The organism is Streptomyces sp. N50 (genome assembly GCF_033335955.1).
GTDB lineage: Bacteria > Actinomycetota > Actinomycetes > Streptomycetales > Streptomycetaceae > Streptomyces.
In genome coordinates, this window is sequence record NZ_CP137549.1 from 6,203,166 (window position 1) to 6,219,061 (window position 15,896).

The following is a 15,896-nucleotide window of genomic DNA, read 5'->3' on the forward strand; positions in this document are numbered from 1 at the left end:
CGGGCGAGCGTCACTCGAACGTGCTAATCCACGGGTGATACGCCCGCAGGCCGCCCCCGACCGCCCTAGGCTCCTCGGCCTGGACAGGCATGGTCGGGGGAAGGGCGTCAGCCATGGAGGCGACACCGGCACGGGCACGTGCGTACGTCGTCTGCGTCGCCGCTGGCGCCCTGTGGTGCCTGCTGCCGCTGCCGGCCGTCCACACACCCTGGTGGGCGGTCGCACTGCTGGCCGCGCTCTACGCCGGCTGCGAGCAGGTCGCCCGCCGCCGCTTCGCCGGCACCTTCTACCCGGTGCTGCTCGCCGCCGCCTTCCTCCTGCCCCCGCCCGCCGCCGCACTCGTACCTCTGCCGGGGGCGCTGTTCTCCCGCGTCGATCAGGGCTCGCCCTGGCTGCGGCGCGGCTGGCGGGCCGCGCAGCTCGCGCTGAGCGTGTGGGCGGCGGCACGGGTGCACTGGGCGCTGGGCGGGCGGAACGCCGTCGTCGCCTCCGACTTCCCGTACGCGCTGGTGCCCGCCCTGGCCGCCGTCCTCGCCTTCTGCCTGGTCCTGACCGTGCTCGACGGCGGGATCCTCGCGCTGGCCGTGGGGGCACCTCCCACGCCTTTCGGGCAGTGGGGGAGGATGCCGGTACGGCGGGCCTGGCGCGGTCTGTTCCTACGGTCCCTGGCGCCGATCGGCGTGCACGGACTCGCCGGGCTGATGATGGCCGTCCTGTGGCGCAGTCCCTACGGCCCCGTCGCCGCGCTGCTCGTGCTGTTGCCGATGGGGGTCTCCTGGTGGGTGTTCGCCCAGTACCACCAGGAACGCGCCGCACATCAGGCCACCATCCGCGCTCTCGTCCAGGCCGTCGACATCAAGGACGGGTACACCCGCGGGCACAGTGAACGGGTCGGGCAGGCGTCGATGATGATCGCGCGCGAGCTCGGCATGGACGACTCACGGGTCGAAGTGCTCCGCTTCGCCGGGATCCTGCACGACGTCGGAAAGCTGGGCGTCCCTACGCGCTTGCTGCGCAAGGACGGGCCGTTGACTCCCGAGGAGCGGCGGGTGATCGAACTGCATCCGGAGTACGGCCACGAGATGGTGCGCGGCATTGGTTTCCTGGGTGAGGCCCGTGCGGCTGTCCTGCACCACCATGAACGCCTGGACGGGAGTGGGTATCCGTACGGGCTGTTGGGGAGTCAGATCCCGGAGTCCGCAAGGGTGGTTGCTGTCGCCGATGCCTTCGACGCGATGACGTCGACCCGGTCCTACCGGCGCGCTCGGCCGGTGTCTGCCGCGCTGGAGGAACTGTCGCGCTGTGCCGGCAGTCAGTTCGACCCGTTGATGGTCACGGCGTTGGCGCGGGCGCTCGGGCGGTGTGGGTGGCATCCCTCGGTAACAGCCGACGAGGTCCAGTCGTCCATCGTCTTCCCACCCAGCCCGCCCGTTTCCAGTGTGTTGAGGGGTTGACGAAGTGCCCCTTTTCCGCCCCCCTCTCACCCTCACCCTCACCCTCATCCACACCTCCGCCGCCCTCCTCGCCACCACCTCCCTGACCCTTACCCTCTGGACCGGCCTCGAAGAACCCTCCGTCGCCCTCGCCTTCGGAGTCCTCGTAGCCGTAGGCGAGTTGAGCCGCTGGAATGCCACAACCGGTCTCAGGGAAACCGCCCCGCTCGGCGCGGCCGGCGCCCTCTCCTACGCCCTCCTCGGCGCCGACGCCGGCCACCCCACCCACCACGGCGTCTTCCAGACCGTCGCCGTGGTGGTCGCCGCCACCCTCGTCGGCTGCGTCCCGCACATCGCCCGCGGCCACAGCCGCACCCCCGACCACATGGCCCGCCGCGTCCTGACGGTCGGTTTCGCGGCGGTCTGCTTCCAACCCCTTTACAACCAGGGCGTGTTCAGACACTGGGGCGGCCCCGCGTACGCCCTGCTCCTGCTCGCGCTGCTGTCCCTCACCGCGCTGTGCGACGCCGTGCTCGCCGCCGCGCTCGCGCACGCGCGGACCCGGTGGCCGTTCGGGCCGCTGCTGCGGGACGAGCTGCGCGGGATGCTGGGGATCGGGTCGGCGGTCTGCGCGACCGGCGCGGTGATGGCGCTCGCGGTCGCCGTCGTGGGGCTGTGGGCGCTGCCCGTGTTCTCGCTGCCGCTCCTGCTGACCCAGCTGTCCTTCCGGCGGTACGCGGCCGTACGGGACACCTACCGCCAGACCATCGCCTCCCTCGCCCGGTCCACCGAGATAGCCGGTTACACGCCTGCCGGGCACGCCCGCCGGGTCGCCGCGCTGTGCCAGGCGGTCGGGCGGGACCTGGGGCTGTCCGAGCCCGACCTCACCGTCCTGGAGTACGCCGCCCTGATGCACGACATCGGCCAGCTCAGCCTCGTCGACCCGGTACCGGCCGGCGCCACCGCCGTACTCCCCGCGGAGGAGCAGCGGCGGATAGCACTGCTCGGCGGGGCCGTCGTACGGCAGACCGGGGTGAGTCCTCAGGTGGCGGCCGTCGTGGAGCGGCAGGCCGACCCGTGCCGGGAGCAGCCGCTGTCCGCGCGGATCGTCCGGGCCGTGAACGCGTACGAGGAGAAAACCCGGGCAGGCGGCCCCGGCGGGCCGCTGCGGGCGCTGGAGGAGCTGCGCCTCGGGACCGCCGGGGACTACGCTCCCGAGGTCGTGGAAGCACTGGCCCGGGTACTGTCCCGGGACTGTCTGACCTTGCCTTCGGCTGGGTAACCCATGGGTAATGAGCGCCCTCCCAGCCGCACGTGGTTGGATGCGAAGAAGAGGGTGTCCGGGGGCAGAGCCAGCCCACTGAACGGAACTGGCAGGCGGGAATCGTGAGGATCTTCGGCAAGGGACGGCACCGGCCCTCCGCCTCCTGGCGGCAGGCCACAGACCGCGCGTTCACGCTGATCGGCGACGGTCGGTACGAGGACGCGGGCGCGCTGCTGACGCGGGCCGCCGATCTGGAGCCCTGGCTGTCCGAGTCCTGGTTCAACCTCGCCCTTCTCCACAAGTTCCGGCACGACTGGGAGCAGGCGCGGGCGGCCGGGCTGCGGGCCGTCGCGCTGCTCGACCGGGAGGCCGGGGCGCCTGACTGGTGGAACGTCGGCATCGCGGCCACCGCGCTCCAGGACTGGCCGCTGGCTCGGCGGGCCTGGCAGGCGTACGGGCTGCGGGTGCCGGGCGGGGTCACCGGGGCGGGTGAGCCGGCGGGCATGGATCTCGGCAGCGCCGCCGTACGGCTGTCTCCGGAAGGGGAGGCCGAGGTTGTGTGGGGGCGGCGGCTGGATCCCGCCCGTATCGAGGTGCTGTCCATTCCGCTTCCCTCGTCCGGGCGGCGGTGGGGTGAGGTTGTGCTCCACGATGGCGTGCCGCACGGGGAGCGGACCACTGCCGCCGGGCACTCGTATCCCGTGTTCGACGAGATCGAGTTGTGGGCGCCGTCTCCTGTGCCTACGTGGGTTGTGCTGCTGGAGGCTGCCGCCGAGGCCGATCGGGACGCGCTGGAGCAGTTGGCGGCGGATGCGGGGTTCGCGGCGGAGGACTGGTCTTCTTCCGTGCGGTTGCTGTGCCGGATGTGTTCTGAGTCCCGGATGCCTTCCGATGAGGGTGACGGGGAGCATCTTGATCCGCATGATCACAGTGAGCCGGGGCATCCTGGGCCGCTCGGTCATCGGACGGATGGGCAGTTGTGGGTGCCGGAGCGGGAGTGTGGGCTTGCGGCTCCCGCGTCGCTCGTGCGGGGGCTGTTGGACGGGTGGGTTGCCGACAGCCCTGATTCCCGGGACTGGCGGGATCTGGAAGAGGTCTGCTGAGGACTTCGTTCGGCCGCGGGTCCGTCGTGGCTGGTCGCGCAGTTCCCCGCGCCCCTTAAAAGACAGGGTGCGTCCGCGTGGCGGAGCCACACACATGAGGGCCCCGCGGCCCTGGAAGAACTCCACGTACCCTGTATCAGCAACTTCTCCCCCTTGGTTTTCAGGAAGGCTTACGTCGGTCATGGCGCAGCAGGACACCGATCAGCAGCACGTGGGCGTGCTCCCCGTGGATGACGAGGGGTTTGTCGTCGACACCGAGGGGACCGAGGAGCGTGAGGCGGCCTGGCGGGAGCGGGGGGTCTCGCGGGCGATCACGGTCGTCGGGAATCCGGTGCTGCACAAGGAGTGCAGGGACGTCACCGACTTCGGCGCGGAGCTGGACACGCTGGTGGCCGACATGTTCGCCTCGCAGCGCACCGCGGAGGGCGTCGGCCTCGCCGCCAACCAGGTCGGCGTCGACCTGAAGGTCTTCGTCTACGACTGCATGGACGACGAGGGCAAACGGCACGTCGGTGTCGTCTGCAATCCCAAGCTCGTCGATCTGCCTGCCGACAAGCGGCATCTGGACGAGAGCAATGAGGGGTGTCTGTCCGTGCCCACTGCGTATGCGCCGCTCGCGCGGCCCGACTACGCCGAGGTGACCGGGCAGGACGAGAAGGGCAACCCGATCAGGGTCCGCGGCACCGGCTACTTCGCTCGGTGTTTGCAGCACGAGACCGATCACCTCTACGGCTACCTCTACATCGACCGGCTCTCCAAGCGTGACCGCAAGGACGCGCTGCGGCAGATGGCCGAGAACGAGCCCCGCTACCCCGTGGTCGCCAACGACTGATCCGGCCGGCCCCAGCGGTCGACACATCTCCCTTACGTACGGCGTCTGTTCAGGTGTACCTCCCTGACCAGGCGCCGTTCGTCTGTCCCTCGCACATTCGATCGTTTTCGCTCGGTTAGTGATCCAGAATCGGTCACACAAGGGGGGATTCTCGGCACTTGGGGGTAGTGAAGGGAGCAAATCCGTTCCCAGAACGGTCAGTTGTGGTGCTGAATAGGAAGTGCGGGGATACGCAACGGCGCACGCCCGGTACAGCGGGAGGGGCGTGCGCAACTGGCGGCTGAGAGGGGTTTGTTCGTGCCTGCTTTCTCACACAGCACCACATCGGCAACGGCAACGGTAACGACGGCGATCGCGGTTCCACCGTCGCTCTCTCTCCCGGTGATCGAGACGGCGTTTCCCCGGCAACTGCATCCGTATTGGCCGAGGCTCCAGGAGAAGACACGTGTCTGGCTGCTGGAAAAGCGCCTCATGTCGGGGGACAAGGTAAGGGAATATGCCGACGGTCTTTGCTACACGGACCTGATGGCCGGGTATTACCTGGGCGCACCGGACGAGGTGCTCCAGGCGATAGCGGACTACAGCGCGTGGTTCTTCGTCTGGGACGACCGCCACGACCGGGACATCGTGCACCAACGCCCCGACGCCTGGCGGCGGTTGAGGTTCCGGTTGCACGCGGCACTGGATTCACCTCGGCACCATCTGCTCCACCCGGATCCCCTGGTCGCGGGGTTCGCCGACAGCATGACGCGGATCTACTCGTTCCTGCCCGACACCTGGAACGCGCGGTTCGCCCGGCACTTCCACGCGGTCATCGAGGCCTACGACCGTGAATTCCGCAATCGCACCGAGGGGACCGTCCCCACGGTCGAGGAATACCTCGCACTGCGCCGGCTCACCTTCGCGCACTGGATCTGGACGGATCTGCTGGAGGCGAGTGCGGGACTCGAACTCCCGGACAGTGTGCGGAAACACCCGGGATATCGCCGGGCCGCACTGCTCAGTCAGGAATTCGCCGCCTGGTACAACGACCTCTGCTCGCTGCCCAAGGAACTCGCGGGCGACGAGGTCCACAATCTCGGAATCAGCCTCATCGCACACGAGGGGCTGACTCTTGAGGAGACGGTCGCCGAAGTGAGGCGCCGGGTCGAGGAATGCATCGCCGAATTCCTCGTCGCGGAACAGGACACCTTACGTCTCGCCGACCGGCTCGACGACGGCACCGTGCGCGGAATGGAACTGAGTGCCGCGGTACGGACCTGCCTCGGCAATATGCGGAACTGGTTCAGCACCGTCTACTGGTTCCACCACGAGTCCGGCCGTTACATGGTCGACAGCTGGGACGACCGGTCCACACCCCCGTACGTCAACAACGAAGCGGCAGGTGAGAAATGACCGTCGAGTCCGTCAAGCCCGCGGCATCCGAGGTGCCGGAGCTACTGGAACCGCCCGTCGCGGGCGGCCGGGTCCCGCTGCTCGGCCATGGCTGGAAGCTGGTCCGCGACCCGCTGGCCTTCATGGCCCAACTCCGCGACCACGGCGACGTCGTGAGGCTCCGCCTCGGCCCCAAGACGGTCTACGCCGTCACCGCGCCCGCCCTCACCGGCGCCCTGGCGCTGAACCCCGAGTTCATCATCGCGGGCCCGCTGTGGGAGTCCCTGGAGGGACTGCTCGGCAAGGAGGGCGTGGCCACGGCCAACGGGTCCCTGCACCGGCGCCAACGGCGCGTCATCCAGCCCGCGTTCCGGCTCGACGCGATCCCCGGCTACGGGCCGATCATGGAGGAGGAGGCGCACGCGCTCACCGAGCGGTGGAAGTCCGGCGGGACGATCGACTGCACCTCCGAGTCCTTCCGGATCGCCGTGCGGATCGCGGCCCGCTGTCTGCTGCGCGGCGACTTCATGGACGAGCGCGCCGAGCGGCTGTGCGTCGCGCTCGCCACCGTCTTCCGGGGCATGTACCGGCGGATGGTGGTACCGGCCGGACCGCTCTACCGGCTGCCCCTCCCGGCCAACCGCCAATTCAACCGGGCATTGGCCGATTTGCATCTCCTGGTCGACGAGATCGTCGCCGAGCGGCGCGAGTCCGGTCAAAAGCCGGACGATTTGCTGACCGCATTGCTGGAGGCGACGGACGACAATGGCGACCCGATCGGGGAACAGGAGATCCACGACCAGGTCGTCGCGATCCTCACCCCCGGAAGCGAGACAATCGCGTCCACGATCATGTCGCTGCTCCAGGTACTCACCGAACACCCGGAGCACGCCGACAAGATACGCGAAGAGGTTGAATCCGTAACGGGCGGCCGCCCGGTGGCATTCGACGACGTCCGCAAGCTCACGTACACGAACAATGTCGTCGTCGAGACGCTGCGGCTGCTTCCCGCCGTATGGATATTGACGCGGCGGGCGGTCGCCGACACCGAACTGGGCGGCTATCGGATTCCGGCAGGGGCCGACATCATCTACAGCCCCTACGCCATCCAGCGCGACCCGCGTTCGTATGACCGAAACGAGGACTTCGACCCCGACCGCTGGCTTCCGGAACGGTCCAAGGACGTACCGAAGTTCGCCATGAGCCCGTTCAGCAACGGCAACCGGAAGTGTCCCAGCGACCACTTCTCGATGGCCCAACTGAGCCTGATCACGGCGGCGGTGGCGACGAGGTACCGCTTCGAGCAGGTGTCCGGCTCGAACGACGCCACCCGCATCGGCATCACCCTCCACCCGCGCCGGCTGCTGCTCAGGCCGCTGCCGAGGTGAGGTGACCGGCGTACGTTCAGGCGGCTTCCGGGCCCCTGAACGTGCGTCGGTAGGCGTTCGGGGTGGTGCCCAGCGCCCGGACGAACTGGTGGCGCAGGGCGGGTGCGGTGCCGAAGCCCGCCCGCCAGGCGATCGCGTCCATCGTCTCGTCCGTCCCCTCCAGCAACTGCTGGGCCAGCAGCACCCGTTGACGCAGGATCCAGCGGTACGGCGTGGTCCCGGTCTCCTGCTGGAAGCGGCGGGCGAAGGTGCGCGGTGACATGAGGGCACGGGCGGCGAGCTGTTCGACGGTGACCTCCTGGTCGAGGTGCTCCGCCATCCACACCAGCACCTCGCCCACCGTGTCGCACTGCGAGCGCGGCAGCGGCCGCTCGATGTACTGGGCCTGGCCGCCGTCGCGGTGCGGGGGTACGACCATCCGCCGCGCGATGGCGTTGGCGACCTCCGGCCCCTGTTCCTTGCGCACCAGGTGCAGACAGGCGTCGATCCCGGCCGCGGTGCCGGCGGACGTGATCACCGGGTCCTCGTCGACGTACAGCACGTCCGGCTCCACGACGACCTTCGGATATCGCCGGGCGAGCAGCTCCGCGTGGTGCCAGTGCACCGCGCACCGCCGCCCGTCCAGCAGCCCGGCGGCGGCCAGCACGAACACGCCCGAGCAGACGCTGAGCACCCGTGCACCCCGGTCCACGCCCCGTCGCAGGGCATCGAGCAGTTCCTCCGGGTACTCCCGCTCCGCATAGGTCGCACCGGCCGGTACGGCGATGAGGTCCGCGGTCTCCAGGCGCTCCAGGCCGTGGTCGACGGTCAGGGAGAAGCCCGCGTGGGTGGTGAGGGTCGGGCCTTCGGCCGAGGCGACCGCGAAGTCGTAGACCGGCAGGCCCTCGTCGCTGCGGTCGAGGCCGAACACCTCGCAGACGACGCCTAGTTCGAAGGGGGCGACTCCGTCGAGCAGGACCACGGCCACGTTTTTCAGCATGCTGCCAGTGTGCGCCTCGACTGGCAGTAAATCGAGGGTGTACGGCAGTCCTGCCACTCACGGTAAGGAGTCAAAAGGACGAGACTCATGTCCATGAACACAGCCATGGACAACCTCATCGCCCTCCTCACCGTCGCCGGCATCCTCGTGGCCGTGACCTTCCCGTCGCTGCTCGGCATCGCGCACGACCGGCGCGTCGACCGTCAGATCCGGACCGCCCACCGGATGATCACTTCGACACCACGACGGTGACCGACCATTCCTGAATGCCCTTGCACGAGATCTTGTGCGGGGCGGTCGCGCACAGCGGCCGGGACGACGTGAGCTTCACGGTCCCGGCCGACACCGCCTCGTACGCGTTGCTCGCGTCGCCGGGGCGGATCAGGATTCCGCTGTTGGTGGCCTTCAGGCCGCTGCCCACCGTCTTGACCGGAGCCCAGGGGCGGGTGGTCGTCCCGTCCAGCAGGATGCGGACGGTGTTGCCGGTCGTCAGACAGAACGTGCCGTTCGTGTCGGTCGCGGCGAGGGTCTCCTTCGCCGTACAGGCCGCCCTGCTCTTGCTCGGCGTGGGGGAGGACGACGGCGACACGGTGCCGCTGCCGGTGTCGGACTTCGTGCCGCAGCCCGCGAGGGCGAGCGCCAGGGTGGCGACGGCGAGGGACGGACCAAGAATCGATCGGCGCATGGGGGCCTCCTTTGCCCCTTTGACGTGTCACGGACGCATCCGGATCCCTTGTGAGCAGTGAAATATCCGTGGACATGACAGAACCCCGGCCGCTGCGAGACGGCCGGGGTCCAGCTCATGGCAGGGTCAGCTGGTCGTCACGGCGGTGTCGTCGAGGACGAAGCTGGTCTGGAGGGAGGAGTCCTCGACGCCGCTGAACTTCAGCGTGACGGTCGAGCCGGCGAAGGAGGACAGGCTGAAGGACTTCGCGACGTACCCGGTGGCCGCGTTGAGGTTGGAGTAGGTGGCCAGGGTGGTCGATCCGGCGGTGACCGTCAGCTTGTCGTAAGCCGTGCTGGTCGAGGTCTCCGCGGTGTCGACGTGCAGGTAGAAGGTGAACGTCGTACCGGTGCAGCCGCTCGGGATCGTCACCGATTGGGACAGCGTGTCGGTGTGGGTCGATCCGTAGCCGTCGAGCCAGGCCTTGTACGAACCGGTGCGGGCCGCCTCGCCGGTGTCGTTGGTGATGACCCCGCTGCTCGCGGTCCAGGTGGTGTTCCCGGACTCGAAGCCCGCGTTGCCCAGCAGCTGGGTCGAGGTGCAGCTGCCGCCGCCGGAGGTGCTGACCGTCCAGGTGAAGGAGGCCGAGCCGGAGGCGCCGGTGGAGTCGGTCGCGGTCACCGTGACGGCGTAGGTGCCGGCGGTGGACGCGGTGCCGGAGATCAGCCCGGTCGAGCTGCTGATCGACAGGCCGGTCGGCAGCCCGCTCGCGCTGTAGGTGAGGGTCGCGCTCGCGCTGTCCGAGGCCGAGATCTGGAGGCTGGCCGTGGAGCCGGTCACCGTGGACTGGCTGCCCGGGTTGGTGACGGTCACCGTGTTGCCCGTGGTGGTGCCGGAGGTGAAGGCGGCGGTGCCGTCCGGGGTGCCCCAGCCGGTCGGGCCGTCGTAGCCGGTGCCCGCGGTGCAGAAGTAACTCGTCGAGCAGGTGCCGTTGTTGCCACTGGTGACGTCGTACAGGTTGCTGGTGTGGGAGTAGGGGTACTTCGCCGGGTAGTCGCTGGTGCCCGGGGTGCCGGCCAGCGCGTAGACGCCCGCGATGATCGGGGACGAGGCGCTGGTGCCGCCGTAGACCGCCCAGCCGGAGCCGCCGTAGGTGTCGTAGACGGCCACGCCGGTGGCGGGGTCGGCGACGGCGGAGACGTCGGCCTCCATGCGCTTGGTGCAGCCCGTGTCGGTCTGCCAGGACGGCTTCGCGTCGTAGGCGGAGCAGCCGGAGCCGCCGCCCTCGGTGCTGCTGGTCTTCCACACGGACTCGGTCCAGCCGCGGGTGTTGGACGACGTCGACAGCGCGGTGCCGCCGACTGCCGTCACGTACTGGGACGTTGCCGGGTACTCGGCGCCGTAGGCCTCGTCACCGGAGGAGACGGTGATCGCGACGCCCGGGTGCTTGAAGTACGAGGTGTCCTCGGAGGTCTGCGAGGAGGACTCGGAGCCGCCCCAGCTGTTGGAGACGAACTTCGCGCCCAGGGCGACGGCCTCGTTCTCGGCGGCGCCGAGGTTGGCGTCGGTGGCCGAAGTGGCCTCCACCAGGATGATGTTGCAGTTCGGGCAGACCGCGCTGACCATGTCGATGTCGAGCGCTTCCTCGCCCGCCCAGCCGGTGTCGTTCGTCGGCAGGGACGTGGTCGAGCCGGTCTGGCTGACCTGCTTGAAGCAGCCGCTGGCCACCGTGCAGGCCGACAGGCCGAAGTTGGAGCGGTAAGTGGCCAGGTCCGAGGCCGCGTTGGGGTCGTTGTACGCGTCGACCACCGCGACCGTCAGGCCGGAGCCGCCGGTCGAGGGGAGCGCGTACGCGCTGTGCAGGTTGGCCGGGCTCAGCCCGGAGACCGCGGCGGCGGCGTCCGCGTGCACGGCGGAGGCCAGTCGCTGCTTGATGTCGGTGCGCCGCTGGGCGAAGCAGGACGCCGATCCGGGGGCCGCGGTCGCGCAGAGGCGCTCGGTCGGCACCTTCTGCCCGGCCTTGCCGGTCGAGTGGACGGCCTGGGCCGCGGGGGCGGTCAGGGCCTTGGAGTTCTGGGTGACCTTGGAGACCTGGGCGGACTGGACGGCGGCCTGTGGGGCGGGCTGCGCGTCGGCGGGGGAGGCCGCCACGAGCCCGAAGACGCTGAGGGTGAGGACGGGTACGGCGGCGGTCAGCAGTCTTCGCAGACTCCGTCGGGGCTTTTCACGCATGGGGTACTGCCTCCATCGTGGGAGTGGGGTTCCTCGGCGTGGTGGCAGGCCTGTGACGCGCGTAGCGGCGGCAGATGACGTCGTCATGGGCATGACACTTTGAGCGTCCTGTGGGGCCACTGGTGAATGACATGAACAGGACGGGTGGAACGTAGCCGGGGCGACGAGACCGCGAACAGACGCACCCCATGAACTTTGCCGCTCCATAGAAACTCCATGGACGGCCCATGGAAGCTCCATGGGCCGTCCGCGAAGTAAGAGGCAGATAAAGGGCGGCCGGGGGTCGGCCGCGTGGGGCTAGAAGTCCTCGTCGAGGTCGACCGTGCCCTCCACGGCGACCTGGTACGCCGACGGGCGGCGCTCGAAGAAGTTCGTCAGCTCCTGGACGCCCTGCAACTCCATGAAGGAGAAGGGGTTCTCGGAACCGTAGACCGGAGCGAAGCCCAGCCGCTGGAGGCGCTGGTCCGCGACGCACTCCAGGTACTGGCGCATCGAGTCGGTGTTCATGCCCGGCAGACCCTCGCCGCACAGGTCGCGCCCGAACTGCAGCTCCGCCTCGACGGCTTCGCGCAGCATGTCGGTCACCTCCTGCTGGAGCTGGTCGTCGAACAGCTCCGGCTCCTCCTTGCGGACGGTGTCGACCACCTCGAAGGCGAAGCTCATGTGCATGGTCTCGTCGCGGAACACCCAGTTGGTGCCGGTGGCGAGGCCGTGCAGGAGACCCCGGCTGCGGAACCAGTAGACGTACGCGAACGCGCCGTAGAAGAACAGGCCCTCGATGCACGCGGCGAAGCAGATCAGGTTGAGGAGGAAGCGGCGGCGGTCGGCCTGGGTCTGGAGGCTGTCCAGCTTCTCGACCTCGTTGATCCACTTGAAGCAGAACTCGGCCTTCTCGCGGATGGAGGGGATGTTCTCCACCGCGTCGAAGGCGGCGGCCCTGTCCTCCGGGTCGGGGAGGTAGGTGTCGAGCAGCGTCAAGTAGAACTGGACGTGCACGGCCTCCTCGAAGAGCTGACGGCTCAAGTACAGCCGCGCCTCGGGGGAGTTGATGTGCTTGTACAGGGTCAGCACGAGGTTGTTCGCCACGATCGAGTCACCCGTCGCGAAGAACGCGACCAGCCGGCCGATCATGTGCTGCTCACCGGGCGTCAGCTTCGCGAGGTCGGCGACGTCCGAGTGGAGGTCGACCTCCTCGACGGTCCAGGTGTTCTTGATCGCGTCCCGGTAGCGCTCGTAGAAGTCCGGGTAGCGCATGGGGCGGAGGGTCAGCTCGAAGCCCGGGTCGAGAAGGTTCTTGGCTTCGGTCGTCATTACTGGCAGGCCTCGCAGGACTCGGGGTTCTCAAGGGAGCAGGCGACCGCGTCTTCGTCGGGCGTCAACTGCTGTACGGGGATGGTGGTTTGGGCCTGAGCCTGGGCCGCGCGGGCGATGCGGGTCGCCGGGCGGGAGCGCAGGTAGTACGTCGTCTTCAGGCCCTGCTTCCAGGCGTACGCGTACATCGAGGAGAGCTTGCCGATCGTCGGCGTCTCCAGGAACAGGTTCAGGGACTGGGACTGGTCCAGGAACGGGGTGCGGGCGGCGGCCATGTCGATCAGGCCGCGCTGGGGGATCTCCCACGCCGTGCGGTACAGGGCGCGCACGTCCTCCGGGATCCAACTGAACGCCTGTACCGAGCCGTTGGCCTCGCGCAGGGCCTCGCGGGTGCGGGCGTCCCACACGCCGAGCTGCTTCAACTCGTCGACCAGGTAGGAGTTGACCTGGAGGAACTCGCCGGAGAGGGTCTCGCGCTTGAAGAGGTTCGAGACCTGGGGCTCGATGCACTCGTAGACGCCGGCGATGGACGCGATGGTGGCCGTGGGGGCGATCGCCAGCAACAGGCTGTTGCGCATGCCGGTTTGGGCGATACGTTCCCGCAGTGCGGCCCAGCGCTCCGGCCAGGTCAGCTCCACGCCGTAGTGGTCCGGGTGCAGGACGCCGCGGGCCGTACGGGTCTTCTCCCAGGCGGGCAACGGGCCGTTGCGCTCGGCGAGGTCGGCGGACGCCTCGTACGCGGCGAGCATGATGCGCTCGGCGATACGCGTCGAAAGGGCCTGCGCCTGCGGGGAGTCGAAGGGGACGCGGAGTTTGAAGAAGACGTCCTGCAGACCCATCGCGCCCAGGCCGACCGGGCGCCAGCGGGCGTTGGAACGGCCCGCCTGCTCGGTCGGGTAGAAGTTGATGTCCACGACACGGTCGAGGAAGGTGACGGCGGTGCGGACCGTCTCGTCCAGACGCTCCCAGTCGATGTCGCCGTTCGCCTGGTCGACGAACGCGCCGAGGTTCACCGAACCCAGGTTGCAGACCGCGGTCTCGCCGTCGTCCGTGACCTCCAGGATCTCCGTGCAGAGGTTGGAGGAGTGGACCGTGTGGCCCGGCTCGGCGGTCTGGTTGGCGGTGCGGTTGGCCGCGTCCTTGAAGGTCATCCAGCCGTTGCCGGTCTGCGCGAGGGTGCGCATCATGCGGCCGTAGAGGTCACGGGCCGGGATGGTCTTCTTGGCGAGCCCCTGCGCCTCGGCCTTGCGGTACGCGGCGTCGAACTCGTCGCCCCACAGGTCGACCAGCTCGGGCACGTCGGCGGGGGAGAACAGCGACCACTCGCCGTCCGCGTTCACCCGGCGCATGAACTCGTCCGGGATCCAGTGCGCGAGGTTCAGGTTGTGCGTACGGCGGGCGTCCTCACCGGTGTTGTCCCGCAGCTCCAGGAACTCCTCGATGTCGGAGTGCCAGGTCTCCAGGTAGACCGCGGCCGCGCCCTTGCGCCGGCCGCCCTGGTTCACGGCGGCCACCGACGCGTCGAGCGTCTTCAGGAACGGGACGATGCCGTTGGAGTGCCCGTTCGTGCCGCGGATCAGCGAACCGCGGCTGCGGATACGGGAGTACGACAGTCCGATGCCACCGGCGTGCTTCGAGAGACGGGCGACCTGGTGGTAGCGGTCGTAGATGGAGTCCAGCTCGTCCAGCGGGGAGTCGAGGAGGTAGCAGGACGACATCTGAGGGTGCCGCGTACCGGAGTTGAAGAGCGTGGGCGAGGACGGGAGGTAGTCCAGGCGGCTCATCAGGCGGTACAGCGCGGCGACTTCGTCCAGGGCACGGGTCGAGTCGTCCTCGGCGAGACCGGCGGCCACGCGCAGCATGAAGTGCTGGGGGGTCTCGATGACCTTGCGGGTGATCGGGTGGCGCAGGAGGTAGCGGCTGTACAGCGTGCGCAGGCCGAAGTAGCCGAAGCGGTCGTCGGCGCCCTCATCGGAGGAGGCGGCGATCAGCGCGTCCAGGCGGGCCGCGTGCAGCGTCGCGAACTCGGCGGTGCGGTCCGCGATGAGGCCCTCGCGGTGGCCCACGACGACGGACTCGGTGAACGTCGTGACGCCCTGGGAGGCGGCCTCGGCGGCGATGCTGACCGTCAGCAGCCGGGCGGCGAGGCGGGAGTAGACCGGGTCCTCGGAGATGAGGCCGGCGGCCGCCTCAGTCGCCAGCTCGCGCAGTTCCGCCACGTCCGCGTGCGCGGACCGGCCGCGCAACGTGGCGGCGGCGACCCGGCCGGGGTCGGCGTCGGGGAGGTCGGCGGTCAGCTCGGTCAGGGTCCGCAGGATCGCGGTACCGGGGCCGTCGGCGTCCTGAACAACCGTTCCGGGAAGCTCGGTCCCGGGTCCGGTCGCGGTCGCTGCGATCGCCTCGTTCGCCTGGGTCGCTGATGCCGGCTCTGCTGGCGCGATGGTCACGGTGGGGCTCTCCCTCGCTCGGCACGGGGCCTTGCGGAGGGCAGGCGGCAGCTCGCGAGCACAGGGCGTCGCGTCCACCGGCCCACTCCACGAGGCCCGGACGTCATGCGCCCTGACCGGGTGGCCGGGCGCGCGCCGTCGGCAGGTCCTCGGACTGGCCATGCGTGCATATGCACGTAAGTACACCGTTGCGGGACAGTTCCGGATTCGCACCGGATTCCCCTGCGGCGACAGCGAGCATGAGCATACATCTTGTGCTCGCCTGTCACGTCACCACCAGATGTTGTGTCGCGGTGGTTTCAGAGTGTCAGCTTGTAGGTGAGCAGAGTGAGATCGTCCAGGTGTGGCACGGGGTTCCAGTCGCGGTCGGGGGTGCGAACGAAACCCAGGCGTTCGTAGATGCGGTGGGCCGCGTGCATGGCTGACTGGGTCGAGAGGACTACGGCTGTGCAGCCTTCCGTTGCTCGGGCGCGGTCGATGCAGGCGCGGACGAGGGCCTCGCCGGCGCCTCTGCCTCGGGCGGTGCGGGCGATTGCCAGTGCGCGGATTTCTGTCTCGCCGGGGTTTGCGATGTCGGCGGCTGGGCCGGGGCCGGGGACGAAGGTGACGCCGCCGAGGAGGTGGTCGCCGTCCACTGCGACCAGGACCTCGGCGGACGCGGCTCGGCTTGCTACGTCCTTGAGTACGGGGAGGTACGGGTCGGCCTCGCCGTAGTCGAGCAGGCCGTCGTCCAGGTAGGCGTGGGCTGTGAGGGTACCGAGGTCTTCGTATTCGGAGGGGTCGGCTCGGCGGATGAGGAAGTCCATGTGGGTCAGTGTGTACGAACAGCGGGCCGCCGAGGTGGGTGCTCTCGGTGGCCCGCTGCGGGT

General features: G+C 69.2%; 13 protein-coding genes and 1 riboswitch. Of the genes, 7 read left to right on the plus strand and 6 right to left on the minus strand.

Translation table 11 applies throughout. The annotated features are described in order from the left end of the window. Positions 1 to 113 precede the first annotated feature (113 nt). The 6 genes from R2B38_RS28090 to R2B38_RS28115 all read left to right on the plus strand — a co-directional run bounded on the left by R2B38_RS28090 (position 114) and on the right by R2B38_RS28115 (position 7,394). Positions 114 to 1,454 carry an HD-GYP domain-containing protein gene (locus R2B38_RS28090; RefSeq protein ID WP_318018726.1) on the plus strand — a complete coding sequence of 447 codons (1,341 nt, stop codon included), beginning with the start codon at positions 114 to 116 and terminating at the stop codon, positions 1,452 to 1,454. 4 nt (positions 1,455 to 1,458) lie between these two features. Continuing rightward, positions 1,459 to 2,715 carry an HD-GYP domain-containing protein gene (locus R2B38_RS28095; protein ID WP_318018727.1) on the plus strand — a complete coding sequence of 419 codons (1,257 nt, stop codon included), beginning with the start codon at positions 1,459 to 1,461 and terminating at the stop codon, positions 2,713 to 2,715. A 104-nt stretch (positions 2,716 to 2,819) separates the two neighbouring features. Beyond that, on the plus strand, positions 2,820 to 3,800 hold the full coding sequence (locus R2B38_RS28100) for a tetratricopeptide repeat protein (protein ID WP_033282065.1): 981 nt from the start codon (positions 2,820 to 2,822) through the stop codon (positions 3,798 to 3,800). 181 nt (positions 3,801 to 3,981) lie between these two features. Beyond that, on the plus strand, positions 3,982 to 4,632 hold the full coding sequence (gene def / locus R2B38_RS28105; protein ID WP_318018728.1) for a peptide deformylase: 651 nt from the start codon (positions 3,982 to 3,984) through the stop codon (positions 4,630 to 4,632). 297 nt (positions 4,633 to 4,929) lie between these two features. Next, complete coding sequence (gene cyc1, locus R2B38_RS28110) at positions 4,930 to 6,027, plus strand: epi-isozizaene synthase (protein ID WP_411978505.1); 1,098 nt, start codon at positions 4,930 to 4,932, stop codon at positions 6,025 to 6,027. Then, positions 6,024 to 7,394, plus strand: coding sequence for a cytochrome P450 (locus R2B38_RS28115; protein WP_318018730.1), 1,371 nt, complete (start codon positions 6,024 to 6,026; stop codon positions 7,392 to 7,394). The genes cyc1 and R2B38_RS28115 overlap by 4 nt, the downstream gene beginning before the upstream one ends. Before the next feature lie 16 nt (positions 7,395 to 7,410). Here the strand turns inward: R2B38_RS28115 and R2B38_RS28120 are convergent, their stop codons facing one another. Next, positions 7,411 to 8,373, minus strand: coding sequence for a GlxA family transcriptional regulator (locus R2B38_RS28120; RefSeq protein ID WP_033282069.1), 963 nt, complete (start codon positions 8,371 to 8,373; stop codon positions 7,411 to 7,413). Positions 8,374 to 8,460: 87 nt separating this feature from the next. Between R2B38_RS28120 and R2B38_RS28125 the strand changes: the two genes are divergently transcribed. Continuing rightward, the gene (locus R2B38_RS28125; protein WP_318018731.1) at positions 8,461 to 8,625 is read left to right on the plus strand and encodes a hypothetical protein; all 165 of its coding nucleotides are present in this window, start codon (positions 8,461 to 8,463) and stop codon (positions 8,623 to 8,625) included. On the opposite strand, the gene R2B38_RS28130 is transcribed toward R2B38_RS28125, so the two are convergent. From R2B38_RS28130 to R2B38_RS28150, 5 genes are all read right to left on the minus strand, one after another. Further along, complete coding sequence (locus R2B38_RS28130) at positions 8,603 to 9,058, minus strand: hypothetical protein (protein WP_318018732.1); 456 nt, start codon at positions 9,056 to 9,058, stop codon at positions 8,603 to 8,605. The two genes, R2B38_RS28125 and R2B38_RS28130, sit on opposite strands and share 23 nt — an antisense overlap. Positions 9,059 to 9,184: 126 nt before the next feature. Beyond that, positions 9,185 to 11,269 (minus strand): putative Ig domain-containing protein, encoded by a 2,085-nt coding sequence (locus R2B38_RS28135; protein ID WP_318018733.1) that lies wholly within the window; start codon positions 11,267 to 11,269, stop codon positions 9,185 to 9,187. 297 nt (positions 11,270 to 11,566) lie between these two features. Next, complete coding sequence (locus R2B38_RS28140; RefSeq protein WP_318018734.1) at positions 11,567 to 12,580, minus strand: ribonucleotide-diphosphate reductase subunit beta; 1,014 nt, start codon at positions 12,578 to 12,580, stop codon at positions 11,567 to 11,569. Further along, entirely contained in the window at positions 12,580 to 15,027 is a 2,448-nt protein-coding gene (locus tag R2B38_RS28145) for a ribonucleoside-diphosphate reductase subunit alpha (protein ID WP_411978506.1), read from the minus strand. The genes R2B38_RS28140 and R2B38_RS28145 overlap by 1 nt, the downstream gene beginning before the upstream one ends. Before the next feature lie 122 nt (positions 15,028 to 15,149). After that, positions 15,150 to 15,281, minus strand: a riboswitch (cobalamin riboswitch). A gap of 45 nt (positions 15,282 to 15,326) precedes the next feature. Continuing rightward, the gene (locus R2B38_RS28150) at positions 15,327 to 15,833 is read right to left on the minus strand and encodes a GNAT family N-acetyltransferase (protein WP_318018735.1); all 507 of its coding nucleotides are present in this window, start codon (positions 15,831 to 15,833) and stop codon (positions 15,327 to 15,329) included. Positions 15,834 to 15,896: the final 63 nt, after the last annotated feature.

Coding starts and splice junctions, on each gene's coding strand:
- R2B38_RS28150 (WP_318018735.1), bottom strand. CDS start 15,833: ATGGACTTCCTCATCCGCCGAGCCGACCCCTCCGAATACGAAGACCTC.
- R2B38_RS28090 (WP_318018726.1), top strand. CDS start 114: ATGGAGGCGACACCGGCACGGGCACGTGCGTACGTCGTCTGCGTCGCC.
- R2B38_RS28140 (WP_318018734.1), bottom strand. CDS start 12,580: ATGACGACCGAAGCCAAGAACCTTCTCGACCCGGGCTTCGAGCTGACC.
- def (WP_318018728.1), top strand. CDS start 3,982: ATGGCGCAGCAGGACACCGATCAGCAGCACGTGGGCGTGCTCCCCGTG.
- R2B38_RS28120 (WP_033282069.1), bottom strand. CDS start 8,373: ATGCTGAAAAACGTGGCCGTGGTCCTGCTCGACGGAGTCGCCCCCTTC.
- R2B38_RS28130 (WP_318018732.1), bottom strand. CDS start 9,058: ATGCGCCGATCGATTCTTGGTCCGTCCCTCGCCGTCGCCACCCTGGCG.
- R2B38_RS28125 (WP_318018731.1), top strand. CDS start 8,461: ATGTCCATGAACACAGCCATGGACAACCTCATCGCCCTCCTCACCGTC.
- R2B38_RS28135 (WP_318018733.1), bottom strand. CDS start 11,269: ATGCGTGAAAAGCCCCGACGGAGTCTGCGAAGACTGCTGACCGCCGCC.
- R2B38_RS28115 (WP_318018730.1), top strand. CDS start 6,024: ATGACCGTCGAGTCCGTCAAGCCCGCGGCATCCGAGGTGCCGGAGCTA.